This window comes from Acidobacteriota bacterium (genome assembly GCA_016716435.1).
GTDB lineage: Bacteria > Acidobacteriota > Blastocatellia > Pyrinomonadales > Pyrinomonadaceae > OLB17.
Window position 1 is genome coordinate 1,173,496 of the sequence record JADJWI010000008.1, and the last position, 20,678, is coordinate 1,194,173.

19 protein-coding genes are annotated in these 20,678 nt (G+C 55.5%); 10 read left to right on the forward strand and 9 right to left on the reverse strand.

Going from position 1 to position 20,678, the window contains the following annotated elements:
* Positions 1-13 precede the first annotated feature (13 nt).
* The 3 genes from hslU (at position 14) to IPM21_17365 (ending at position 3,259) form a co-directional block, all read left to right on the forward strand.
* Positions 14-1,411 (forward strand): ATP-dependent protease ATPase subunit HslU, encoded by a 1,398-nt coding sequence (gene hslU / locus IPM21_17355; protein ID MBK9165639.1) that lies wholly within the window; start codon positions 14-16, stop codon positions 1,409-1,411.
* On the forward strand, positions 1,412-2,533 hold the full coding sequence (locus tag IPM21_17360; GenBank protein MBK9165640.1) for a fibronectin type III domain-containing protein: 1,122 nt from the start codon (positions 1,412-1,414) through the stop codon (positions 2,531-2,533).
* 78 nt (positions 2,534-2,611) lie between these two features.
* Positions 2,612-3,259, forward strand: coding sequence for a fumarylacetoacetate hydrolase family protein (locus IPM21_17365; protein MBK9165641.1), 648 nt, complete (start codon positions 2,612-2,614; stop codon positions 3,257-3,259).
* Here the strand turns inward: IPM21_17365 and IPM21_17370 are convergent.
* On the reverse strand, positions 3,256-3,651 hold the full coding sequence (locus IPM21_17370) for a hypothetical protein (GenBank protein ID MBK9165642.1): 396 nt from the start codon (positions 3,649-3,651) through the stop codon (positions 3,256-3,258). The genes IPM21_17365 and IPM21_17370 overlap by 4 nt on opposite strands.
* Before the next feature lie 154 nt (positions 3,652-3,805).
* On the opposite strand from IPM21_17370, the gene IPM21_17375 reads away from it, so the two are divergent.
* From IPM21_17375 to IPM21_17385, 3 genes are all read left to right on the forward strand, one after another.
* Positions 3,806-4,252 carry a winged helix-turn-helix transcriptional regulator gene (locus tag IPM21_17375; GenBank protein ID MBK9165643.1) on the forward strand — a complete coding sequence of 149 codons (447 nt, stop codon included), beginning with the start codon at positions 3,806-3,808 and terminating at the stop codon, positions 4,250-4,252.
* A 77-nt stretch (positions 4,253-4,329) separates the two neighbouring features.
* Positions 4,330-4,779, forward strand: a complete 450-nt coding sequence (locus tag IPM21_17380; GenBank protein MBK9165644.1) for a universal stress protein — start codon at positions 4,330-4,332, stop codon at positions 4,777-4,779.
* Positions 4,779-5,276 carry a DUF402 domain-containing protein gene (locus tag IPM21_17385; protein ID MBK9165645.1) on the forward strand — a complete coding sequence of 166 codons (498 nt, stop codon included), beginning with the start codon at positions 4,779-4,781 and terminating at the stop codon, positions 5,274-5,276. Before IPM21_17380 ends, IPM21_17385 begins: the two co-directional genes overlap by 1 nt.
* Here IPM21_17385 and IPM21_17390 read toward each other — a convergent pair.
* The 7 genes from IPM21_17390 to IPM21_17420 all read right to left on the reverse strand — a co-directional run bounded on the left by IPM21_17390 (position 5,273) and on the right by IPM21_17420 (position 13,360).
* Positions 5,273-6,247 carry an FHA domain-containing protein gene (locus tag IPM21_17390; protein ID MBK9165646.1) on the reverse strand — a complete coding sequence of 325 codons (975 nt, stop codon included), beginning with the start codon at positions 6,245-6,247 and terminating at the stop codon, positions 5,273-5,275. The genes IPM21_17385 and IPM21_17390 overlap by 4 nt on opposite strands.
* 18 nt (positions 6,248-6,265) lie before the next feature.
* A complete protein-coding gene (locus IPM21_17395) occupies positions 6,266-7,807 on the reverse strand; it encodes a protein kinase (GenBank protein ID MBK9165647.1) in 1,542 nt (513 codons plus the stop codon).
* A gap of 157 nt (positions 7,808-7,964) precedes the next feature.
* Entirely contained in the window at positions 7,965-10,517 is a 2,553-nt protein-coding gene (locus IPM21_17400; GenBank protein ID MBK9165648.1) for a hypothetical protein, read from the reverse strand.
* 202 nt (positions 10,518-10,719) lie between these two features.
* On the reverse strand, positions 10,720-10,884 hold the full coding sequence (locus tag IPM21_17405) for a hypothetical protein (GenBank protein ID MBK9165649.1): 165 nt from the start codon (positions 10,882-10,884) through the stop codon (positions 10,720-10,722).
* Between the two features lie 31 nt (positions 10,885-10,915).
* Positions 10,916-12,061 carry a prepilin-type N-terminal cleavage/methylation domain-containing protein gene (locus tag IPM21_17410; GenBank protein MBK9165650.1) on the reverse strand — a complete coding sequence of 382 codons (1,146 nt, stop codon included), beginning with the start codon at positions 12,059-12,061 and terminating at the stop codon, positions 10,916-10,918.
* Positions 12,061-12,633 carry a hypothetical protein gene (locus IPM21_17415; GenBank protein ID MBK9165651.1) on the reverse strand — a complete coding sequence of 191 codons (573 nt, stop codon included), beginning with the start codon at positions 12,631-12,633 and terminating at the stop codon, positions 12,061-12,063. Before IPM21_17415 ends, IPM21_17410 begins: the two co-directional genes overlap by 1 nt.
* Before the next feature lie 19 nt (positions 12,634-12,652).
* Positions 12,653-13,360 (reverse strand): prepilin-type N-terminal cleavage/methylation domain-containing protein, encoded by a 708-nt coding sequence (locus IPM21_17420; GenBank protein ID MBK9165652.1) that lies wholly within the window; start codon positions 13,358-13,360, stop codon positions 12,653-12,655.
* A gap of 208 nt (positions 13,361-13,568) precedes the next feature.
* Here IPM21_17420 and IPM21_17425 point away from each other — a divergent pair, with 208 nt between their 5' ends.
* From IPM21_17425 to IPM21_17440, 4 genes are all read left to right on the forward strand, one after another.
* Positions 13,569-14,471 carry an FHA domain-containing protein gene (locus IPM21_17425; protein ID MBK9165653.1) on the forward strand — a complete coding sequence of 301 codons (903 nt, stop codon included), beginning with the start codon at positions 13,569-13,571 and terminating at the stop codon, positions 14,469-14,471.
* 20 nt (positions 14,472-14,491) lie between these two features.
* Positions 14,492-16,414 carry a hypothetical protein gene (locus tag IPM21_17430; protein ID MBK9165654.1) on the forward strand — a complete coding sequence of 641 codons (1,923 nt, stop codon included), beginning with the start codon at positions 14,492-14,494 and terminating at the stop codon, positions 16,412-16,414.
* Positions 16,411-18,084, forward strand: a complete 1,674-nt coding sequence (locus IPM21_17435) for an FtsW/RodA/SpoVE family cell cycle protein (protein ID MBK9165655.1) — start codon at positions 16,411-16,413, stop codon at positions 18,082-18,084. The genes IPM21_17430 and IPM21_17435 overlap by 4 nt, the downstream gene beginning before the upstream one ends.
* Before the next feature lie 67 nt (positions 18,085-18,151).
* Positions 18,152-19,831 (forward strand): serine/threonine-protein phosphatase, encoded by a 1,680-nt coding sequence (locus IPM21_17440; protein ID MBK9165656.1) that lies wholly within the window; start codon positions 18,152-18,154, stop codon positions 19,829-19,831.
* Here the strand turns inward: IPM21_17440 and IPM21_17445 are convergent.
* Positions 19,822-20,625, reverse strand: coding sequence for an RNA methyltransferase (locus IPM21_17445; GenBank protein MBK9165657.1), 804 nt, complete (start codon positions 20,623-20,625; stop codon positions 19,822-19,824). The genes IPM21_17440 and IPM21_17445 overlap by 10 nt on opposite strands.
* Positions 20,626-20,678: the final 53 nt, after the last annotated feature.

Below are 20,678 nucleotides of genomic sequence, written 5' to 3' on the forward strand. Positions count from 1 at the left end.
AATACTTTTTAAGATGCCGATATATTTAAGCGGAGAAACAGACCTGAAAGAAGCGACGCCGAGGCTCGATGATATGACGCCGCGGCAGATAGTTGCCGAGCTGGATAAATACGTCGTCGGTCAGGCTGCGGCAAAGCGTGCCGTCGCGGTCGCATTGCGAAACCGGATCCGCAGGCAGAAACTACCGGCCGAGATCGCTCGCGATGTGCTGCCGAAAAACATCCTGATGATCGGCTCGACCGGCGTCGGCAAGACGGAGATCGCCCGAAGGCTTGCCCGCATTGCCGATTCGCCGTTCGTTAAGATCGAAGCCTCAAAATTTACCGAGGTCGGCTATGTCGGCCGCGATGTCGAAAGCATGATCCGCGACCTAGCGGACGCCGCCGTTGAAATGGCGAAGCAGGCTGCATATGACGACGTTCTGCCGCGGGCCGAGGAGAACACAGAAGAGGTTTTGCTTGATGTGCTTCTGCCGCGGACGGATCTTGGATATTCATCAACGCCGGACACAACCGACGCCGAAGCCCGCCACACCCGGACTCGAGAAAAGCTTCGCGAGCAGCTCCGCCGCGGCGACCTCGACGACCGGCTGATCGAAATGGACACGCAGGAGAAGCCGAACACGACCATTGATTTCATCGGCGGCCAGGGGATGGAAGAAATGGGTGTGAACATAAAAGACATGTTCGGCAACCTCTTTCCTAGCAAGACCGTCCGGCGAAAGATGAAGGTCGCAGAGGCCCGCAAATACGTGCTCCGCGAACAGCAGGAATTGCTCATTGATAGCGAACAGGTCACTCGCTCTGCCCTTGATAAAGCACAAAACTCGGGCATCGTTTTCCTTGACGAGATCGACAAGATCGCCGGACGCGAGGCCTCAAGCGGGCCCGACGTTTCTCGCGAGGGAGTCCAGCGCGACCTGTTGCCGATCGTAGAAGGAACGAATGTGAACACCCGCTACGGGATGATCAGCACCGAGCATATTCTGTTCATCGCGGCCGGAGCTTTTCACGTCGCAAAGCCCTCGGACCTGATCCCGGAGTTGCAGGGCCGTTTCCCGATCCGGGTCGAACTTGAAGCGCTGACGGTCGAGGACCTGGAACGCGTTTTGACGCAGCCTAAGAACTCGTTGATCAAGCAATATCAGGCACTCTTAAGCACTGAGGGCATTGAACTTAGCTTTACCGAAGACGCGGTCCGCAGGCTTGCCGAGATGACGGCCGAGATAAACAAGGTCACGGAAAATATCGGTGCCCGCCGGCTGCATACGCTGGTCGAAAAACTGCTCGAGGAGATAAGCTTTGAGGGCAGCGAGATAGAGGAAAAAGTACAGAACATCGATGCTGCTTATGTTGAAGCTCGGTTAAGCGGCCTGATCGCGAACGAGGATATTCAGAACTATATTCTTTAGATGAAAGCTCGAAACGCTGAAAGATCGATCTGCCTGAGACGCGAAAGACGCGGGCTTGTGGCCGTGGTCACGCTGCTCGCGGCGGTTGCTGTTTTTTCGGCGGCATGCGGTAAGCGTACGCCGCCGCTCCCGCCGAAGGAACGAGTTACGCAGCGAGCTGAGATCAACGGGTTTCAGCGTGGAAATGAAGTGATACTTTCGTGGCAAATGCCGGCCCGGAACGAATCGCCCTCGAGCGTGCTGAACATCAGCCGTATCGACGTTTACCGCCTGGCCGAGCCGCTCACCGCGCCGCAATCGATCAGCGAGGACGATTTTGCCTCGAGGGCGATCATCGTGGCGGCCCTAAAGATCGAAGACGGCGATTTTGGCCTTAAGCAGTTTACTTATCGCGATTCGCTGCAGTTCGCCGGTCAGCCGGTGCGGCTGCGTTATGCGGTGCGTTACGTTAATGCTTCCGGGCAGAAAGCTGCCTTTTCGAACTTCTTTCTGCTCGAACCCGCGTCAAAGGTCGCAAAGGCTCCGACCGTTCTGCAAACCGAACTATCTCAAGAGGATGTGCGGCTGACCTGGGAAGCCCCGGCGGCGAATATCGACGAGACCACGCCGCCTAACATTATCGGCTACAACGTTTACCGCTCTGAATCGCGGGAAGCGGCGGCCAAGCTTCTCAATCAGCGGCCGATAGCGGATCCGGATTTTCGAGACACGACCTTTGAATTTGAGAAGAGCTATTTTTACTTTGTCCGGACGGTCTCGCTCGGCACCGGCGGCGAATCGGTTGAAAGCTCGGCGTCAAGCATTATCGAGATAAGCCCGAAGGATACCTTCCCGCCGAGTGCTCCGCGGTCGATAACCATCGCGGCCTCGCCGGCCTCGATCTCGATCTTTTTCCCGGCGAACCCGGAGAACGATGTGGTAGGTTACACGATCTATCGCTCGGAAGATTCTAATGCACCGCTCGACCGCTGGACGCGTGTTTCGCCTGAATTACTTGAGAGGACGACGTTCGAGGACACGAGGGTCGAGAGCAGCAAGACCTATTATTACTACATTACCGCCACGGACCGATTTAAAAACATCAGCCAGCGGAGCGAGGTCGTAAGCGAGCGGGTTCCTTAAGCGGTTAAGCCTTGGTTGGATTTAATGCGCTTGCCTCTGCGTTATCAGACGCAGAGCGTACTTTAAGCACTTTGCTATATGAAGATCGAGATAAAAGAGGACTACTTACCGTCTAAGATCGTTTGCGTTGGCCGCAATTATGCCGATCATGCTGCCGAGCTTGGCAACGAGGTGCCCAAAGCACCGCTGCTATTCCTTAAAGCACCTTCCTCGCTTATCCGCGACGGCGAAGCGATCGTAATCCCGCCGCAATCCGAAAGGGTTGAGCATGAGGCGGAGCTGGCGATAGTGATGAAAGAACGGGCAAACGACCTATCGGACGATGACGACGTCCTCAAGTATATCCTCGGGTTTACTTGCTTAAATGATGTGACTGCGAGAGATATACAGCGGGCCGATGTTCAGTTCACACGGGGAAAATCGTTTGACACCTTTTGCCCGATCGGCCCGCAGATCGAGACCGAACTAGACGTTGCTGATATCGAGGTGCAGTGCCGCGTTAATGGTGAAGTGCGGCAAACTGGGCGAACTTCGCAGATGGTCTTCCCTGTCGAGTTCCTGGTCCGGTATATCTCGCGGCAGATGACGCTGATGCCCGGCGACGTGATCGCGACCGGAACACCAGCCGGTGTTTCCCAACTTCATCCGGGTGACGTCTGCGAGGTCATAATCGAAGGGATCGGAACACTCAGCAATCCCGTTATCGCAAAACCCGCACAGCCTTAACCCTCATCGTCATCCGCGACGCCGATATAGGCGATGAACTCGCTGTGGTGACCGGCGATCTCCGAACTTTGCTGAAGTGCCGATTGGTACTTTGCCGCGAAATACTCGTCCGACTCCATCTCCACAACGGCCTTGAGCCGCCCGAGATGCTCATCGACCACCTCGTCGCTAATTCCGTCCTTGGCCGCAAACAATTCATCGACCTCAACGATCGCCGTCGAAAACCGCCGGAGCCACTGAAAGTCCGGATCGTTAAGCAGCATCCCCAGGAACATATTGGGTGTGATCGGACCGTGAATTCCTTCCGCGAATTCCTTTTCGCGATCGATAAGCGATTTGTGGAGCCGGAGCAGTACTTGGCGTGCGGCTTTAAGCTTTTCTACGTTGTTCACGAAACAATCGTACACGATTCAATTATTTAAGCGTAGCCCGCTAACGTTTGATAATTAGCACGCTAATCAGTTATTATTAGCTCGCTAATTATCATTGATTAGCCAGCAAATATTATATAGTGAGGCTGCAAATCATTGTGTTTAAGGTGGCTAAATGAAATTTGAAGATACAGTAAGCCATTTGCTTTCGAGGGTCGCGACCGCACATAAAGCTCATCTCGAGAAGCGCCTTGCCGCCGTCGGACTCCACGGCGGGCAGCTCTCGGTGCTGTTTGAGCTATGGCGGCGCGATGGTCGTCGACAGGTGGACCTCGCCCGCGAGATCGGCCTGGCAACGCCGACGGTGAACAAGATCCTCGGCGGGATGATCGAGGTCGGGCTAGTTGACCGGACACGGCTTGAGGACGATGCCCGTGCGACCCGAATTTACTTGACCGATGAAGGGCATGCTATGCGGGCGAAGGTCGAGGAGGTCTGGCTTGAGGTGGAGGAGGAACTGCTCTCTGAGTTCACGGAGTCAGAGAGATTGATTCTTTTTTCCCTGCTTACGAAGGTCCGGAACTACTACTTCGGTATTGATCCCGACCAAGTGGACGATTGATTCTGGATTGCCGCGGCGATTCGGTATAGAATCGTGCTAATCGTACGGAACCTGCACTCCTCGGAGGAAAACAAAAAATGAAGATACTTTTAGCGACCGACGGCTCAAAGCAGAGCGAAGCCGCCATCGACATGCTCAAGAATTTCTCGTTCAAAGCGACTGACGAAATGAAGATCGTCAGCGTCGTCGATATGGCCGTCCCGATGGCCATCGACATTTATGGCGGCTATCTTCCGGATACGACCGAAATGGAAAAGACGGCCCGCGAACACGCTGAAAAGGTGCTTTCGGAAACCTGCGAGCGGCTTGAGGGCATCTGCACAAATCTAACTGTCACGAGCGATGTGCTATTTGGTTCGCCTGAAAGCCGTATTGTTGAAACGGCCGAAGAATGGGGCGCGGACCTGATCGTCGTAGGCTCGCACGGCTATAGCCGTTGGGAGCGGCTGCTTCTTGGCTCGGTTTCGCAGTCGGTCGTGCATCATGCGCCGTGTTCGGTGATGGTGGTTCGCCCGCCGGCGGAATAATGACGCCGGGAAGCACGATCGAGGTCGTTTCGCTTGAGTGGGACAGAAACGTCCGGCGACGGTGGCTTTGCGAACTGATCAAGGCAGAAAACGTCTTGATCGAGTTGAAAGGTGAATTTGATCGTGATGTCGAGCATCCGTCACTGGGCCTCATCGAGAAGGGTACGGTTTCGGCCGAGTATTTCTGGCTCGATCGGCCTTATAACATCTTCGCCTTCACCCGGCCCGACGGGAATTTCCGTAACTGGTATTGCAATGTCTCTTTACTGCCGCAATTTGAAGGCAGCACTTTAAGTTTTGTCGATCTTGAGCTGGATGTCCTGATCTGGCCAGGACAAGCACCACTTGTTCTTGACCGAGACGACTTAGAGGTATTGTCTAAGCGTTTAGACACGACCGGGACAATGAAGGTGCTGGCTGAAGACGGACTCGCTAATTTATTGCAGCATATAGAGTTTAAGCACTATCCATTTTCCCTGCTTGAGGGTAAACCTTAACTTCTCGGCTGTACTCTCAAAACGTAACTGCAGACAACGAGATTCGTTCCCGGTGTAAGCGGAACGAGTTGGCCTTCGGGCAGTTCATATCCTCCGATCGAAGCCGGATTCTTGCCCAGGTTTACGGCCCAGTACTTTCCTTGGCCATCCATTGCGACCTTGAGGTGCTGGCGGCTGACCTCAGCATCGCCGGTGAGTGCTACGTCTACCGGCCGGGACCGCGACCCGCGTCCGACGGTCACCTCCGGGCTATAGATCGGCAAAACGCTCTGTCGAACGCCGCCACGCCATATCTCAAGCTTATAAAGCTCCGTCGCCCGCGGCCGGACGTTTGTCATTACCTCGCCATCATCGGAGCGGACGACCGGCAGCTTCACTGCGGTCGGTTGCTGCGTCGGGTCGAACGGTTTGGGTTGCTGAGCTGGCTGCCGCGGCGGCACATATGCCGGCGCGGGCGGTGGTTGAGCCTGTTTCGGTTGGCGAGAAGATATTTGACCCAGTGACGGGTTCGTATCCAGAGCCTGAGGGCGTTTAAGCACCCCGGTTTTCGAGGATTCCGAATCCTCCCAACTATGCATCACTCGAACTTTGCCTTGCTCAAGAGTGCCATCAACCCTGAGTTGAATGACAAACGATCGCGTCTCGAGTTTCTTCTTTCCGGCGATCTCGCGGGCCCGCTCGGCGAGTATGTGGTAAAGGCCCTGCTCCAACCCCCGACGCTTTATGCCGTGCCATTCCTTATCATCGGCTTCGCTCAGGAATACATTGTATTCGGTCGGAATAATGGTCGTTCCCTGCGGGAGCGGCAGCATTTCACGCTGAATGATGGCCTCGATCTCGCGGGCGATGGTCACGACAAATTCCTCAGCCTCGCTCCGCGGTTTTACCTGCGCGTTGCGGGCCGCTTCCTCGAGGACGAGTTCGGCGGTTTCGCCGTCTATCCAACGCCTGACTTTTTCCAGTACTCCCAAGCTTTTACCTCTTCAAAGTTATTCTACATCGACAAAGCGGCCGTTCAACCAGCCCTTGCCGCTCGCGAGCTCCTCGCGGCGTTCCCTTCCCTGCTTCACTATCTCGACCTGATACCAATTATTGCTTTCGCGCTTCAGCACACGAACCTCTGAGCCGCGTGTTACAAGCCCGATGATCGGCGTATTCGCACTCGGCCCCTGGCGGAGGTTTACGTCGGTATTTGTAATTCCGACCGGAACCGAGGCCAGCGGATTTTGAAATGCCGGAATCAGCCCAAGACCCTGCAAATACACGCTCGTGCCATAAAGCCCAATGCCGAAAAACACAAGAACAACCGCGGCGAGAACGGCCTTTCTCAAGCGGCTTGACCGTCGGCGTGCGTGCCCGACCGGGTTCGCCGCCGGTGCGTCCAGATTAACAGAAAATCGGCCATTTCCCTGCTGCAGCGGATGGGCAACCCGCCCGCTGTGTCCGTTCGCCAGCGGCTCCTCGATCCGCGGCTGGTCGGCAACCGGTGCCGGCCCGCGACGCTCGGGCATCAGCGGCATTCGCAGACGAAGGTCTCGCGAGGTGTCGAACTCAGGCTTCGTCGGTGCGTTCGGCGAATAACCAAGTGCGATCTGCGGCTGCGGTATCGTATGCAGTTTCGGCCGAACGTGAGTCTCGGTCTCGCCACCGGAGATCAGACGCCGTACAGGCTCGAGGTCTGCCCAAAATTCATCCACGCTCTGATGCCGAACCGTCTCGTCCTCATCCGTTGCACGGCGGAACACGCGTTTGAGTTCGTTGGCCCACGGCTCGTTCCTCACCTGCATCGGCAGGTCGGTAAGCGGTTCGTTCGCGTAAAATCGCGGAGCCTCGCCGGTCGCAAGTGTGTAAAGCGTTTTGGCAAGCGAATAGACGTCAGCAGCAGGCGTCAGGCTTGAAGCCGGCCGGTTCGCTTCTTTGCCCGCAAAGAACGGGCTGTGCTCGGGCGGTGCGTAGATGTTGGTGCCGACGCGGGTTATCGGGGCATCTGTCGCATGGACGCGGGCCACGCCGAAATCGGCGATCTTGACCACCTTAAGGTCGCCGCTCAGCAGCAGATTTTGCGGCTTGATGTCGCGGTGGATGACGCCCTTGGCGTGGGCATGCCGGAGCCCGGCCGAGACCTGCTCAAGATAGCCGATCGCCTCGGAAAGCTCGAGCGTCCGCTCGCGGCAGACCTTGTGCAGGTCGCCGCCGGGCATATATTCGAGGACGAGGTAATGGAACATTCGGCCATCGAGGTCGCGGGCCGTTCCGTGGCCGAGTCGGCTGATGATATTCGGATGGCGGACGCGGTCGAGAGCTATCGCCTCGTTCTGAAAGTTCTCGACCAATGTCCGCTCGAGGTCATCATCTACGTCATCTTGAAGAAAGACGTTGAGGACCTTTATGACGACCTGCCGGTGCGGTGAATTCGGGGCCGCGATCGTATCCGTCGCCAAAAAGATCTCGGCATAGCTACCGCGGCCGAGCCGTTCGGTGATCTCGTAACGTTTATCGAGCCTTGAGTTTACTAGCCTGAGTTCTGACATTCTTCCCGGTGCAAGCCGATCGGATGAAAGAACGCGGTTACACCATCACAAAATATTACGACATTATATGCCCAAAGTTCGCTTCCATTCTAGAACGAAAAACGGCGGCTCCCTTGCGGAACCGCCGCTTTTCGATTGGTGGCCTAGGCACTTCTGCCTAGTTTCTCCGTTCGAATCCGGTGATCTGGATCGATTGGAAGAAGGGTGTTCCCGGCGGAATTCGGTCCGCATTGAGGAACGTTGTATCAAAGACCCAGTTTCGATTTGGCGGGCCGTACACCTTATCGCAGCATTTGAACGCACCATTGTTGTTCGCTGCGTTGAACAGATTGATCAGCGAACCGCTGTAGTTTAACCGGTCACCTCCCCAATCTTCGAGGAATCGCTTGAAGTTGTGGACACCTCCGCTCATCCTCGGGTCGCCGCCCCCCTGATTTGGCGTGCCGTTAAGGCTCGAAAGCGAGTCACCTGTCAAGAGTGCAAATCGGACGGTCGTCTCTGAGGCCGACCTGTTACCCTTTGAGAAAGGATATCTAAAGCTCCGGGCGTCAGACCAAGCATTAGACAAGATCATTACCGCGTCGGCCGCAATAGACGCAGGAATGTGTTCCGATGTGTTCTGCGGAAGGTAGTCGCTTGCCGGCGTAGGTGTTCCGTACGATGCGACCCCAGTAGCATTGTAGTTTCCTTGAACGTAAACCGCGTTCTCAGATGCCACGGTAAACCCGCGTGTGTTGTTTGGCGAGGTGCTGTCATAGAAGCCCGGCAGGCGGGTCCCGTTGATCAGGCGAAGGCCGCGCCGATAATACTTGTGGTCAAAGACGGCCGCGATGTCCGGAGACTCCGAGGCACTCGATCCCGTGTAACCGATCGCCTCGCCGGTCGTAAGGCCGGCCCGGTCGAGTACTCCGTTGAAATTGGCATCTTCGCCCGGCTGCAAAACGCCATCCGTATTACCATAGATGTCTTCCATGTCGTATTCGCCGTCGAAGTCAAAGTCGCCGCGGCGATCTGAAAAATAAAGCACCCAACCATTGGCACTCGGAATGTCGGTCGAGCGAAGAGGCCGTCCGGCTATCGCAGCAAAAGGGGTTGATGCCGGAAGTCCAGGAACTCCTACACCGCCGTCGAAGTCTCCGCGGAGAAATCGGCGAAGATTATTAACATCGACGTCAACGATGCTCATTACACCTGCCCACGGCACCTTTGCCGGGCCATAATTGGCGGTTGCCGTCGGGTTGAATACCGAGTTCGTGTCGTTGAACAGCCCCTCGCGTGTGTCAAACATCTTGATCGGGAACGGGACCATACATCCGTATGTTCCACTGCCGTCCGAGACGTTCGCGGTCTTCATATGAGCGACCTGGTTCGCTTGTGCCGCCGCGTCGAAACCGTGACCGTTGGCGGTGAATAACCCGCCATTCCGGACCGTACGGGCCGCGGTCGCACAGGTGTTAGAAGAAGGAGAATTCGAAACCCGGGCCGCTAGTACATAGTTGTTAGAGCCCGAAACATACATGTAGTTGTTCGGGGCCGAGAATGCATGGGCGGGATTGATCCCAACGCCGCCCATTACGAATCGCTGGAGCTTGATTATTGATCGCCCATCGGAGCCGTCACTTCCGGTCGTATAGCCATCGCGAAGTAAGCCGGTCGGAGCTTGTTCTGTGACTCCGAGCGCCAGGATGTCTGCCGTAATGTCGTTCGTAACGTACGTTTGTGTCGTCGCGTCGTAAACTACGGTATCGATCTTGATCCAAACCTCACGTCCGGGGATATGGACTCTCTCTCCATTGAGCCGGGTAACGTCGTATGTCGGGCCGGTCATCGCTAGTGGTTGATAGCCGCGAGCCTGTCCGACTGCCGGATTTGAGCCATCTCCGGCCGCAGAGCCATCGAGTCGGACACCACACGGCGTCGTCACAGCAGCTCCGCTGCCCGTAGCGCATCCTGGAAGCTTTGCCTTGCTGTCGGCGAGGTGGACACGAAATCCTGTCTTGTTGGCATATCTCTCGCTTGCGGTAACCAGATCATCTTTCGTTGTAGTAGTTACTGCGACTATGTTCGGTGACGTATCCGTTCCGCTGCCGTCGTTCCAGAGATCGCCGACTGACTTGGTTCGCTTTACAATCTCGCGAAGCGAGACCGGATTTCCATTGATATTTGCATTAAGCTTGATCGGCAATTCAAGCGTTTTCTGATAAGCCAGCAAATTGCCTTGATAGCGAGCCTGCACCGTTTCCCAGTTTGCGTTTCGATATGTCGTTGGAAGCGGGCTGTTCGTTACAGGCGCACCGTTAGGAACGGTTTCAAGTACGGATCCCTCGCTCGAAAACAAACGGCGGAATACACCCGAAGCGTCTTTGATGTACACCTGATCACTCCAATTGGTCCACGGGAATCCGTTCTTCTGGACATCGGTAAAAATATGATCGTGCGCAGTAACTTTTGAAGAGAAGTTGAGACGTGTATTAGCGGCCAGAAAGATACTGCCGTTCGAGTGGACACGGCCACCGAAATCAAACCGGGGGCCGGGGTGAAACTCAAGGTCATCCTCGTAGAAAATACCGAACTGAAAGATCGGAATGCGGTTGTTAAAGAAGCGGCGGCTTAGAGTAACCTGAACGCCTGTTGCTCGGTGGATGGCAGGAGAATCAAGCCGCCAACCGTCACGCAAAGCGGTCAGGCCCTGGAACTGTCCTTCGGTCATAACAACCGATTGTGTAGCATCCGTTCGAATGATTCGCTGTCCTGCAAAATCATAGTCGTCGAACCCAGGAGGAGCCTGTGATTCAACGTTTGCAAGGTCAGCAGGGTCCGGATTAAGTTTGACCTCAAAAATCTTGTTGAAATTCCGCGTCATCACCTCAAGGCTCGCGTGACTCGCGTCAAAGGCCTTCGTTTCCGCAGCGTCATTCGCCGCGGAGATAGTTTCGCTGTTCGTCCGGGGAGATGGCGAGTACAACAAAGCCCATTAGTAATACCATCACCAATAGCGCGATCACGATCGCTGATCCGTCCTCGCGTCCGGTTAAATTTTGCAGCGTTCTTAGTCTCTTTGACACGAAAATTTTCATAGTCACCTCTATTCTCAGCAAATACCGGCTGTTACCCGGCATCGTATTCCATGTTTCGGGTTGCAAACGTAGCATTAAGAGTGATCACTTCCGGGAGCCCTGTCCGTTCGTCGTTTTCCGAAGACTGAACGGAGATACGTACGGTGATCTGGCGAATCATATTGAAACCCTCGGTAAAGTCATCGACAGTGCCGACGATCCCGTCAGGCCCTGCATTCGGTGTCGGGGTCACAGTTCCGTCTTTAAGTACATACTCGATCTGCATGTCCTGGACGTTATATGCCAGCGGTTGTTCCTGGATCTGATCCGCTGCGGCTGCCCCGACGTTGTTGCCAAAAACTCGCCTGACAAGCGTACCGTCCGGGTTCACCCGATACTGTACGAGAAAAAAGCGCTTCATCGATGCTACATACGTAGTGCAGTTCTCATCATTCTGATCGATGCATTGTCGCAGCACACTGCCTTCCGCGCCTGACCCGTTCAACGGTTGGTTAAGGCCAAGCGGATCGCCCGTGGCCGCATCTATCTGATTCGTACCCTGCACATTTGTTGCCATGACTGCGACCTGGGTCGTGTCAGACTCGACAAGGTAAAGATGGAAAGGACGAGCCACCGCCGCACCATTTGCTGCGAGCGTGCGGACCCGCGGAGTCTCAGGACTCCCGGACGGGTTTGTTACATTCTGGAGCATCACCAGACGACCGACTTGCTCGTCCGCGGGGAGCGCCGTATCCGGGTTGAAGTCCATATCCCGAAACGCGAACGAGATCGAATCCGTCCTTGTGGAGGTGTCGGGATTGATATTGTTGGTATAGACGTTGTTTCCAGCGACTATCGAAGTGAGAAGATCTCTTTCATCATCGACATCGGGCGGAACTTCGAGAAGGGTCGAAACAAAGTCGTCCGGCGTCACCGCACCAGCCCGATGGAAACTGAGCCCTGCGTTAAGAGCATCGCGCCCGATAAGGTGAACTGCCACGCGCGCGTTCTTTTGAATGTCTGCTCGTCGGCTTGCTCGATTTCTGTCGATCCTTCCGATCTCCATCAATCCGTAGATCGCTCCCGTTATGATCAAAAAGATGACCATCGCAACAAGAAGTTCAATTAGGCTGAAACCGTCTTGTCGCTTTGGCGCGGTGAGATTAAGTTCATTAACTGATCGATGAAGTTTTTTCATTAGTCGGTGACCTCGTATCTCGTCAAAATGGTTGAAACCGTCTCACGTCGGGTTGCTTGATTGATGAAGTAGTCAACATGAACGTCTATCCGCCGACGCGTGATCGGGTATGTTGGCGACGGACGTTCAGGGTCTTCAACGTCAGTGATCACTATCGTTCGAGCGTATCCATTGATGACAGGGCTCGCGTTCGTCGGTCGGCCACTAACAGCGCAAGGGCCCGTTTCGGCACATGCATCGTCTACAGTCCCGGCAACTCCGTCCCACCCTAGTTCTTCTCGGATCGGCCTCGACCCGGGAAGGAATACGCCTCCGGGTGGAAGAGCATCACTGTTCCGGATCGAGTCCCACCCCTCGAACACTCCGGCCCGACGGATCTCTTTTGCCGAGATTATCGATTCGATCGTCGATAGGGCGATCTGCTTGGCTACGACTCGCTTTTCCGATTCCATTGCACGGGCCAAATTGGCCGTAAGGGCCGAAAGCATCGCGAGAATTCCAACCATCAAGATGACGATAGCGATCATCACATCGATATATGAAAATCCTTGTTGAGTTTTCCGTTCTTTCATTTTTCCTCCACGCTCTGCCCTAGTTGCCGGTAAAGCCGCCGTATGTGCCGGAACGTCGTGAGTCTTTCCATTTGTTGGTCGTTGTCAGGCTGCGGTCATATTCCCAAAGCCTGACCGAACCTGACGAACCAATCACAGTGATCGAACGTGCGATGTCAGCATTGGCCTGTTCTGTCGCATTAGGCGACCAAATGTGGACGGTTCCACCGGTCACGACCGCTCCGTTACCCGTGGCGGTATTTCCACCGTTCGTCACAGTTCCGTTTGCCATAAACCTATATGTCGCGACCGAGTCACCAACGCTGGTCGGATAGTTGCTCGGAAGGAAAACCGCATCCGGAACCGGAAGCGGTTCGGGGGGATTAACGTCAATGTTCCCCGGCTTGACCCCAACAGAGACAACCGAGTCTTCAAGTAGGTTCATCTCTCTGATCACTGCGTCGTCATCTACGGTGGCGGGAGTGTTTTCGTCGATCAAACGAACTGTCTTCCGAGTACGATTGATCTCAATTCGATGTGTCTCCCGTTGGGTTAGGGATTTCTGTCTCGCCTCTTGAAAAATGTCGGTTATCAACAGAGCCTGCTCGTCCGGTTTGTACAGGGTCTGATGTGCCGTAAGATAAAAGAGCGAGACGCTGGAGAGCACAAGAATGATGGCAAGAACCATCAGGAGTTCCATCATCGAGAATCCACTTTCGCTCGATATTTTTGAATGTTTATAGTCCATAAGGCTCCGGAACCGGAAAAGAGTGGCTTGTTTTCGTAAGTGAACGAGGTTAATGCCCAGTAGTAGGAAAGGCAGAATGTGAGAAACATTCCAACCTTATTTTACACAGCACAACATTGTTATGCAATCTCTTTTTTGTGATTTCGGCCCGAAGGCGACACTGTTATTACCTCCGAACCCGGATGTAGCCTAGTTCGTAGATGTTTAAATGCCTGAATTGGTCAAGAAAAAGGGGATAGAATCAGTCATTCAAGGAATCCTTACACGTTCTGGTAGCGTGATTGATAAGCTGACGGGGCGAGGATGGCGGCCTTCGAGTTCGCTTGCGACGAGCGAGCTTGCTGATAAATTGCGGCTTTTGCTCGATGAACACGCCACGACGGGCACGGGCGGCCGAAGGGTTGTGCCTCATTTCATCGAACTTAGAATGCAATGGGACAAGTTCTCGACCGATGCTGAAGAGTCGATCAAAAAGCTGACAGATGAGCTAACTGTGGCGGCCATAGATCACATCAACGATCGGCACTATTACACGGCCGCACCGCTTTCGGTGCAGGTCCGGCCGGACTATTTCACATCGGGCGTTCGGCTGGTCGTGAGCTTTGAGAAATTTGACCCCGAGGAAGGCGAGCGGGCGGCGACCATCGTGGGCGAAGAGAACGTCGTTGCGGTCGATGGCGATTCGGAAGCGCTCGAGACGCCGTCGCAAACTGCGACACTTGTAATGACCATTTCGATCGACGGTTCGACTTCTACAAAACGCGCTGCGATCTCCTCCGGGAGCCGCCTTTCGATCGGACGCACCGGCGAGAACGATATCGCGCTTGGCCACACGAGCGTCTCAAAATTTCATGCCGCACTTGTGTGCGACGCGGAGATGAACCTCTCGATAGCCGATACGGGCTCGACGAACGGAACTTTCGTTAACGGCTCGCGTATTTCTTATGGCAAGGCAACAGCGGTGAAGCCGGGTGATGAACTGGGTTTTGGATCAGTAAAAGCCACCATTTCGCTGCTTGATAAGCCCGTTGAAAATAAACCTGTTGCCAGCGAGGCTCCGGCCGTAACCGAAGCATTTAGTTTAGAGACAGGCGTTGAACAGAAAACCTAAGAACCGGAATTTGCCCTAAGATGTTTTTAATATTCTTACTTCAATTCGACCTCGGTTCTCTCTCGTGGGAGTCGCTCTTCGGCTCGCAGGTGCTCGAGCGGACACCGGCCGGGCTGACCCTGATCTACATCATCGGCGTCGGCGTTCTCATCGGCTTCCTCGTTCTTACGTTCATCGATCATTTTCGCCGCCGCGAGCTGCCGTTCGAGATCGGCCTGCCGCGTGAGGTCGTCCGCAGACTGACGACGACGCTTGCGAACCGAAGCATCATCATCTGGCAGGTCGTTTTCTTTTCGCTTGCTTTCGGTGTTTTCGGGTTTCAGGCTTACTGGACCTATTTCGCAGGTGATGCGAACGAGCAGTATCAGGCACTCGCTTACAAAGATCTCCGCAACCGCCGAACATCTGCCGCAAATCTCCGCGGCTGGATGTTCGACCGCACCGGCGAGCTTTCGAATGCCCTCGCCTATTACAAGACCGGCCCGAATGGCGAGATCCGGCGGGCGTTTTCGCTCGAACGCGAGATGGCCCATCTGCTTGGCACCGAACGCGGCACTCCGGGTCTTGAACGTACCATCTATCAGCGGACGATCGACCCGATGCCGGAAACTTTCGAGGTTTTCACAAAGATCAAGTTCAAAGAGGACGAGAATAAAGATGTTCGGCTGACCATCGACCGCGAACTGCAGGAGTTCATCGCTCGCCAGTTGGATGGCCGCAACGGAGCGATCGTCGTCCTGAATCCGCAGAATGGCGACATCCTGGCGATGTATTCGAATCCTTCGTACAGCCTGGCGGAAACTCAAGACCTTGAGACCTATCTTAAGCTCGAAGGCGACAAGCGGAACAAGCCTTTGCTGAACCGTGCGACCCGCGAATATTACGTGCCGGGCTCGACATTTAAGCTTTTTACCGTGATCTCGGCCTTTCGTGCCGGCAAGCAGAATGCGGTTTTTCCGAGCTTTGCCGATGGCTTTCGGCCGACACGCGGATCGCTTCCGATCGTCGATTCGAGCCAGAAGCGTGACGGAATGAACGTCAGCGGTGCATGTGCCGGCGGCTGCCAGGAAAAGGACATCATCAACGCGTTCAAGGTCTCAAGCAACCAATACTTCGCCCAGCTTGCGATCTCGCTTGGCCGCGAGCGGATCGCCGAAACGGCCCGTGCGGTCGGCATCGAACCTGTAGATACGCCGCAACAGGCTCTTATCGCTGAGTTTTTCCCGGCGGTTTTCAACACAAGTAATGCCGCGATCGCCAACGCCATCGCTCCCACCCGTTCGACAATTGTTACCGGGAAGGAAGCCTCGGCATTCGATATCGGCCTCGAAGGCATCGGACAGGGCTACGCGGGCCAGATGACGCCGCTCCAAATGGCGATGATCGCGGCTGTCGCCGGGAACATGGAAGGCAAGCTGATGAAGCCGCGGATCGAGTATGACCGCGAGCCGGAAATGTTCTCGCAGGTCGTCTCGCCGCAGCAGGCGGCCGCACTTCGTCAGATCATGGCGACCGTGACTGAAGAGCCGGGCGGCACAGGAACGGTCATTTCATCAAAGCTTTCGGGCACCGGAATTCGTACAGGTGGAAAGACCGGCACGGCAGAAAAAGAAACGCCGCTTTACGACGAAAAGACCGGAAAGCTTCGCACGATCAAGAAGCAGCGGCGGAACGCGGCCGGCGAGCTTGAGGAATACGAAGTACCGGTCACATATACACGCTCAGACAGCTGGTTCATAAGCATCGCCCCCCTCGAACGCCCGACACTCGCTATCGCGGTCGTGGTTGAAGGCGGCGGTTACGGCTCGCGGACGGCGGCTCCCATAGCGGCAAATGTGATCCTGAAGGCTCGCGATCGCGGGCTGCTCGGCGACCAATATAAGCCAAAGGCCCCGCCAAAACCTCCGGCGAAGCCCGCTCCAACGCGAAGGAGGCAGCAATGAAGAACAGGACATCGTCACACGTTTTCATACTGTTGCTGATCGCGGCGGTGACGGCCATCTCGCATTATTCGATCTACTATGGCGGGCTGATCCGCGGCTATGAGACGTCGTTTTATTCGGGCGTTAGGAACATTGGCCTCCTGCTGATCCTGGCACTCTTGCCGATCGTGCTTAAGCACGCCATGAAATTCAGCGGAAACTGGACGATCTACACCTCGGCCGTTCTGCTTTTCTCGATCGGGCTGACGGTCCAATACAGGCTCTTCAGCGACCCCGAATACATATCGCGACAGGACCGAGCTGCGGCCCGCGAGGCGAAGATCCGTACTCTGCAAATGCACTATATTCAGGAGAATTATAGTGCAGAAAAGAAGCAGCAAATGGGACTTCCGGCGACGCCGCCCTCGCCGGTGGACCTCTCGGCCGAAACGCCGCGGCCATCGGAGGAGACCTTGCCGGCCGTGCTCCTTTCGGGCAAGACGATCAATCCGCTGCTTGGCATCTTCGGCCTGATCGCGGCGTTAATGCTGCTCAGGCGTGAGAAGGTGCTTGAGTTTCTGCAGAACAACGGGTTTTTGATCGTGCTGCTGACGCTCGGGCCGCTGATCATCGCAGCCGTCACCTCGCGGGCAGGCAAATCCATCGGCAACATGACGCCCTGGGAACCGGCCAAGATCCCGTTTCTGATCGGGTTCGCGGCAATACTAGCCGTGCTTTACAAGAATTTGGCGCGTACTTACTGGGGGCTTCCGCGGGCGAAGGACGTCGTTCCGCTTGTCTTTATGGCGGCACTTCCCTTTGTTCCGTTCTTTCTACTCAAGGATTTTGGGCAGATGATGGTCTTTTCGGCTGTCTATGCAACGCTTTACCTGATCGCAGTCCGGCGGTTTACGCAGAGATCGGTCTTTGTCGGAACGGTGCTTCTTGTTGTCAGCATTCTGGTCGTAGGAGCCTTGCCGCTTTCGACTCAGGAGCGAATTCCGCTTCTCCCGACCGTCGCGGCCCCTGTAAAATCTGTGCTTCCGGACCGCATACAGCAGCGATTCCATCTCTGGCTGGACGGCTTTAACCCGCCGACGCCGGAAACGTCATGGTGGAAATCGGACTACGACAACTATTACAAACGGTTGGTCGAACGCGACCCGAGCCTTCCGCAGCTGCTTGAGCAGGATCCGAATCTGCAGCGGTCGATAAATGTCGACGCCTGGTTCGACGTCCTTGCCTTTCAACCGGCTCAGGCCACTTTCGGGCTCGCATCGGGCGGCACTACCGGCCGCGGACTGGGCCTCGGTTACCCCGAATTGATACCGGTCGCGGACTCGGATTATATCTTTGCCGCGCTTGCAGAAGAACTTGGACTTTTTGGGGGTTTGTTGTTAACCTTGGCGTTACTTGTTCTGGTCAGCGCCGGGGTCAGAACTGCTTTAGATTCAAGAGATATGTTCAGTAAGCTGTGCTGCATCGGGCTGACGGCTTTCATCGGGTTTCAGGCCCTCGTCAATATCGGCGGCATCACGCGGGCACTGCCGATGACGGGCATCACGCTACCGTTCGTCAGCCATGGCGGGTTCTCACTGATCACAAGCTTTGTGATGCTCGGAATGCTGATGGCCTTTTCGCACCGAAACGCATTGGACCGCGGGCCCGAGGAAATTAAACTATTACCTTAGAGTTACGGCTCTAACTTATTGCACGATAACCGCTTCAGGTTACGGCATTTGCCCCCGAATAAAGAATATGGACAACAATTTTGCGGTGATCTCAGCAACGGTGAGTGATCGGGGATTGAGCGAAAAGCGGCCCGAGAATGAAGATTCGTTCGTCGCGATGGACGCAGCCGGGCTTTATGCCGTCGCAGATGGCGTCGGCGGGGCTCAGGCAGGCGATGTTGCTTCGCAAATGGCGGTCGAGATCCTTGGCGAGGCGTTCACGCATTACGGCGATTCTGTCGATCCCGAAGACATAATGCAGGTCGCTCTCGAGCGTGCGAACGAAGCGATCTACCGGATGTCCACCGAGCTTCCGCAACTTTCGACAATGGCGACGACCATCGCCGCGGTCCATATTTCCGGAAACATCGTGACCATCGCCCACGTCGGCGATTCACGTGTCTATCGGGTCGACCCCGACGGTGTTCTCCATCGCGAAACGAACGATCATTCGCTAGTGGAAGAGGAAGTTCGTGCGGGCCGGATGACGCCCGAGCAGGCCGCGAACCACCCGAGCAAGAACGTTATCAGCCGAGCACTGGGAGCGGAAGCTACTGTCGCTGTTGAACTTAAGACCATAATGGTCGATCCGGGAACGAGTTTTCTCGTGTGTTCGGACGGGATAACGCGTCACCTGGAGGACCCCGAGCTTGAGCATCTGATGACGACCGGAATGGCCCCGGATATGCTTGTCACGCAGATGAAGGATATCTGCTACGACCGCGGGGCTGAGGATAACCTGACCGCGATCGTCATAAAGATACTGCCGACCGTCCTTGAGAACCGCGAGGACGGCGTCGGGGCCGCAGCGGTTACAGGCCCGATCGAATTCCCTGCCACACAGGATCTTGCGGAGGAAGAAACGATAGCAACAGCCCGTTCGCCTTTTGACGCTCCGGTGGCTGATGAAGCCGCCGAGGAAAACAATGCCCTCGACGATCTGCGTCGTGAAATGTCGGATGACGATGACGCCGAAACGCCGGTGAACGATGATGAATTTCTGGGCGGGCTTGATGATAACGGCCAGATCATCGAGACACCAAAGAAAGACTATGCCTCTTCCGGTTTCGTCGTTCCGGCCGATGAGCCGAGGCCACAACCGCCCAAAGAGGATTTCAAGATGTTCGGCGCCAATGGTGATGCCGAGGTAGAAACTACGCGCTCAGGCGGCAGCTTCCTTTCTAAATTGCTTTCTGCCGTTGTTTGGCTTGTGCTCGGCGGGATAATCGGCGTGGCAGGTTACTATTACTGGCACCTCAACAATCCGATAGTACAGCAATCCCCGCCGCAGCTCATTGAGCGATCGTCGGATGTGCAGGTATCTTCGCTCGAAGAGTCTCGTAGGCTGGTCGATGCCGACCCGAAGGGTTATCTGGAGAAAAATTCCGCCACGCCGCAGGACGCTGTGGACCATTATCTGTTGGGTCGGGCGTTGTTGCTGGATGGAAAATATTTTGAATCACAGCGGCAACTTCGAATGGCGAAAGAAAAGCTCGGAGAGGCCGACCAGAAGGATCGGGCGACGATCGCTGCTGAGATCGCACTCGCAAATGCGATAATCTCAAGCGGACCTGCGACCGAGGCTTTCAAACGGGAGCTAGAAACAGCCCCGCCGGTAAATTCGAATGCTAACGCCAATGCCTCTTTGATCCAGAGCGGCAACACGGCCGCGAACACCGCCCCGGCGAACGCTAACGCTCAACCCTGAACCTGCCTGCGGGCTTCGAACAGGATAATGCCGGCCGAGACCGCCAGATTGAGGCTCTCGACCGGCTTTTCCATTTCGATCGCAATGCGTTCGTCGAGTTGGGCCTCGATCTCCGGCGAGATCCCGTACGCTTCCGAACCAAAAACGAGCAGACGCGGCCGCGTCCAATCAACCGCGGTATGAGCGACCGCCCCATCCATCGTAGTGCCCGAAAGGGCCCATCCCAATTCTCTGGCCCGACCCGCGACCAAACCTTCGTCGGCTTTCTCAATTATCTGCAGCCGAAACGAGGAGCCCATCGATGCCCTCAGTGCCTTTGGCGAAAATGCGTCCGTCGAGCCTACGGTTGTTATAACTATTCGGACCCCGGCGGCCTCTGCCGTGCGAAGTATCGCTCCGAGATTTGCGGGATTATTCACACGGCTCAGCATCAGAACGAGCGGCAGCCCGCCCGATTCTTGCGAGCCAAATACATCCTCAATTTCTGTCATTGGCCGCATTGCGATCAGGATCACGCCCTGCGGAGATTCCGTATCAGCGATCGAGGCAAACAGCTTGTTTGGAAGTTCGTAGATCGGGACGCGGGAACGCTCGAGAGCCGTACGGGTCGCTCCATCATCCTCGCGAGCGAGAAATTCGTTCGACACAAATCCGTGGCTGATCACGAGGCCCGAACCTAGCGCTTCGAGAGCAAGCCGCTTCCCTTCGATGAAGATCTTGCCCGGCTCTTTGCCGCTCCTAACACGCAATGCGTGCTTGATCTTTTCGTTGTCGCGGCTGGTTATTCTCTCCATATCGGCGGCGGAGTGTTAGTTTGCGAACGTTTATACGCTAGAATCGGAATTTA

What these genes read in the sequence shown, in the direction of transcription:
- IPM21_17365 (MBK9165641.1), top strand. Translation starts at nt 2,612, where the DNA reads ATGAAGATCGAGATAAAAGAGGACTACTTACCGTCTAAGATCGTTTGC.
- IPM21_17400 (MBK9165648.1), bottom strand. Translation starts at nt 10,517, where the DNA reads ATGACCGAAGGACAGTTCCAGGGCCTGACCGCTTTGCGTGACGGTTGG.
- IPM21_17440 (MBK9165656.1), top strand. Translation starts at nt 18,152, where the DNA reads ATGGACAACAATTTTGCGGTGATCTCAGCAACGGTGAGTGATCGGGGA.
- IPM21_17420 (MBK9165652.1), bottom strand. Translation starts at nt 13,360, where the DNA reads ATGGACTATAAACATTCAAAAATATCGAGCGAAAGTGGATTCTCGATG.
- hslU (MBK9165639.1), top strand. Translation starts at nt 14, where the DNA reads ATGCCGATATATTTAAGCGGAGAAACAGACCTGAAAGAAGCGACGCCG.
- IPM21_17375 (MBK9165643.1), top strand. Translation starts at nt 3,806, where the DNA reads ATGAAATTTGAAGATACAGTAAGCCATTTGCTTTCGAGGGTCGCGACC.
- IPM21_17415 (MBK9165651.1), bottom strand. Translation starts at nt 12,633, where the DNA reads ATGAAAGAACGGAAAACTCAACAAGGATTTTCATATATCGATGTGATG.
- IPM21_17395 (MBK9165647.1), bottom strand. Translation starts at nt 7,807, where the DNA reads ATGTCAGAACTCAGGCTAGTAAACTCAAGGCTCGATAAACGTTACGAG.
- IPM21_17405 (MBK9165649.1), bottom strand. Translation starts at nt 10,884, where the DNA reads ATGAAAATTTTCGTGTCAAAGAGACTAAGAACGCTGCAAAATTTAACC.
- IPM21_17360 (MBK9165640.1), top strand. Translation starts at nt 1,412, where the DNA reads ATGAAAGCTCGAAACGCTGAAAGATCGATCTGCCTGAGACGCGAAAGA.
- IPM21_17445 (MBK9165657.1), bottom strand. Translation starts at nt 20,625, where the DNA reads ATGGAGAGAATAACCAGCCGCGACAACGAAAAGATCAAGCACGCATTG.
- IPM21_17410 (MBK9165650.1), bottom strand. Translation starts at nt 12,061, where the DNA reads ATGAAAAAACTTCATCGATCAGTTAATGAACTTAATCTCACCGCGCCA.
- IPM21_17425 (MBK9165653.1), top strand. Translation starts at nt 13,569, where the DNA reads ATGCCTGAATTGGTCAAGAAAAAGGGGATAGAATCAGTCATTCAAGGA.
- IPM21_17435 (MBK9165655.1), top strand. Translation starts at nt 16,411, where the DNA reads ATGAAGAACAGGACATCGTCACACGTTTTCATACTGTTGCTGATCGCG.
- IPM21_17380 (MBK9165644.1), top strand. Translation starts at nt 4,330, where the DNA reads ATGAAGATACTTTTAGCGACCGACGGCTCAAAGCAGAGCGAAGCCGCC.
- IPM21_17430 (MBK9165654.1), top strand. Translation starts at nt 14,492, where the DNA reads ATGTTTTTAATATTCTTACTTCAATTCGACCTCGGTTCTCTCTCGTGG.
- IPM21_17385 (MBK9165645.1), top strand. Translation starts at nt 4,779, where the DNA reads ATGACGCCGGGAAGCACGATCGAGGTCGTTTCGCTTGAGTGGGACAGA.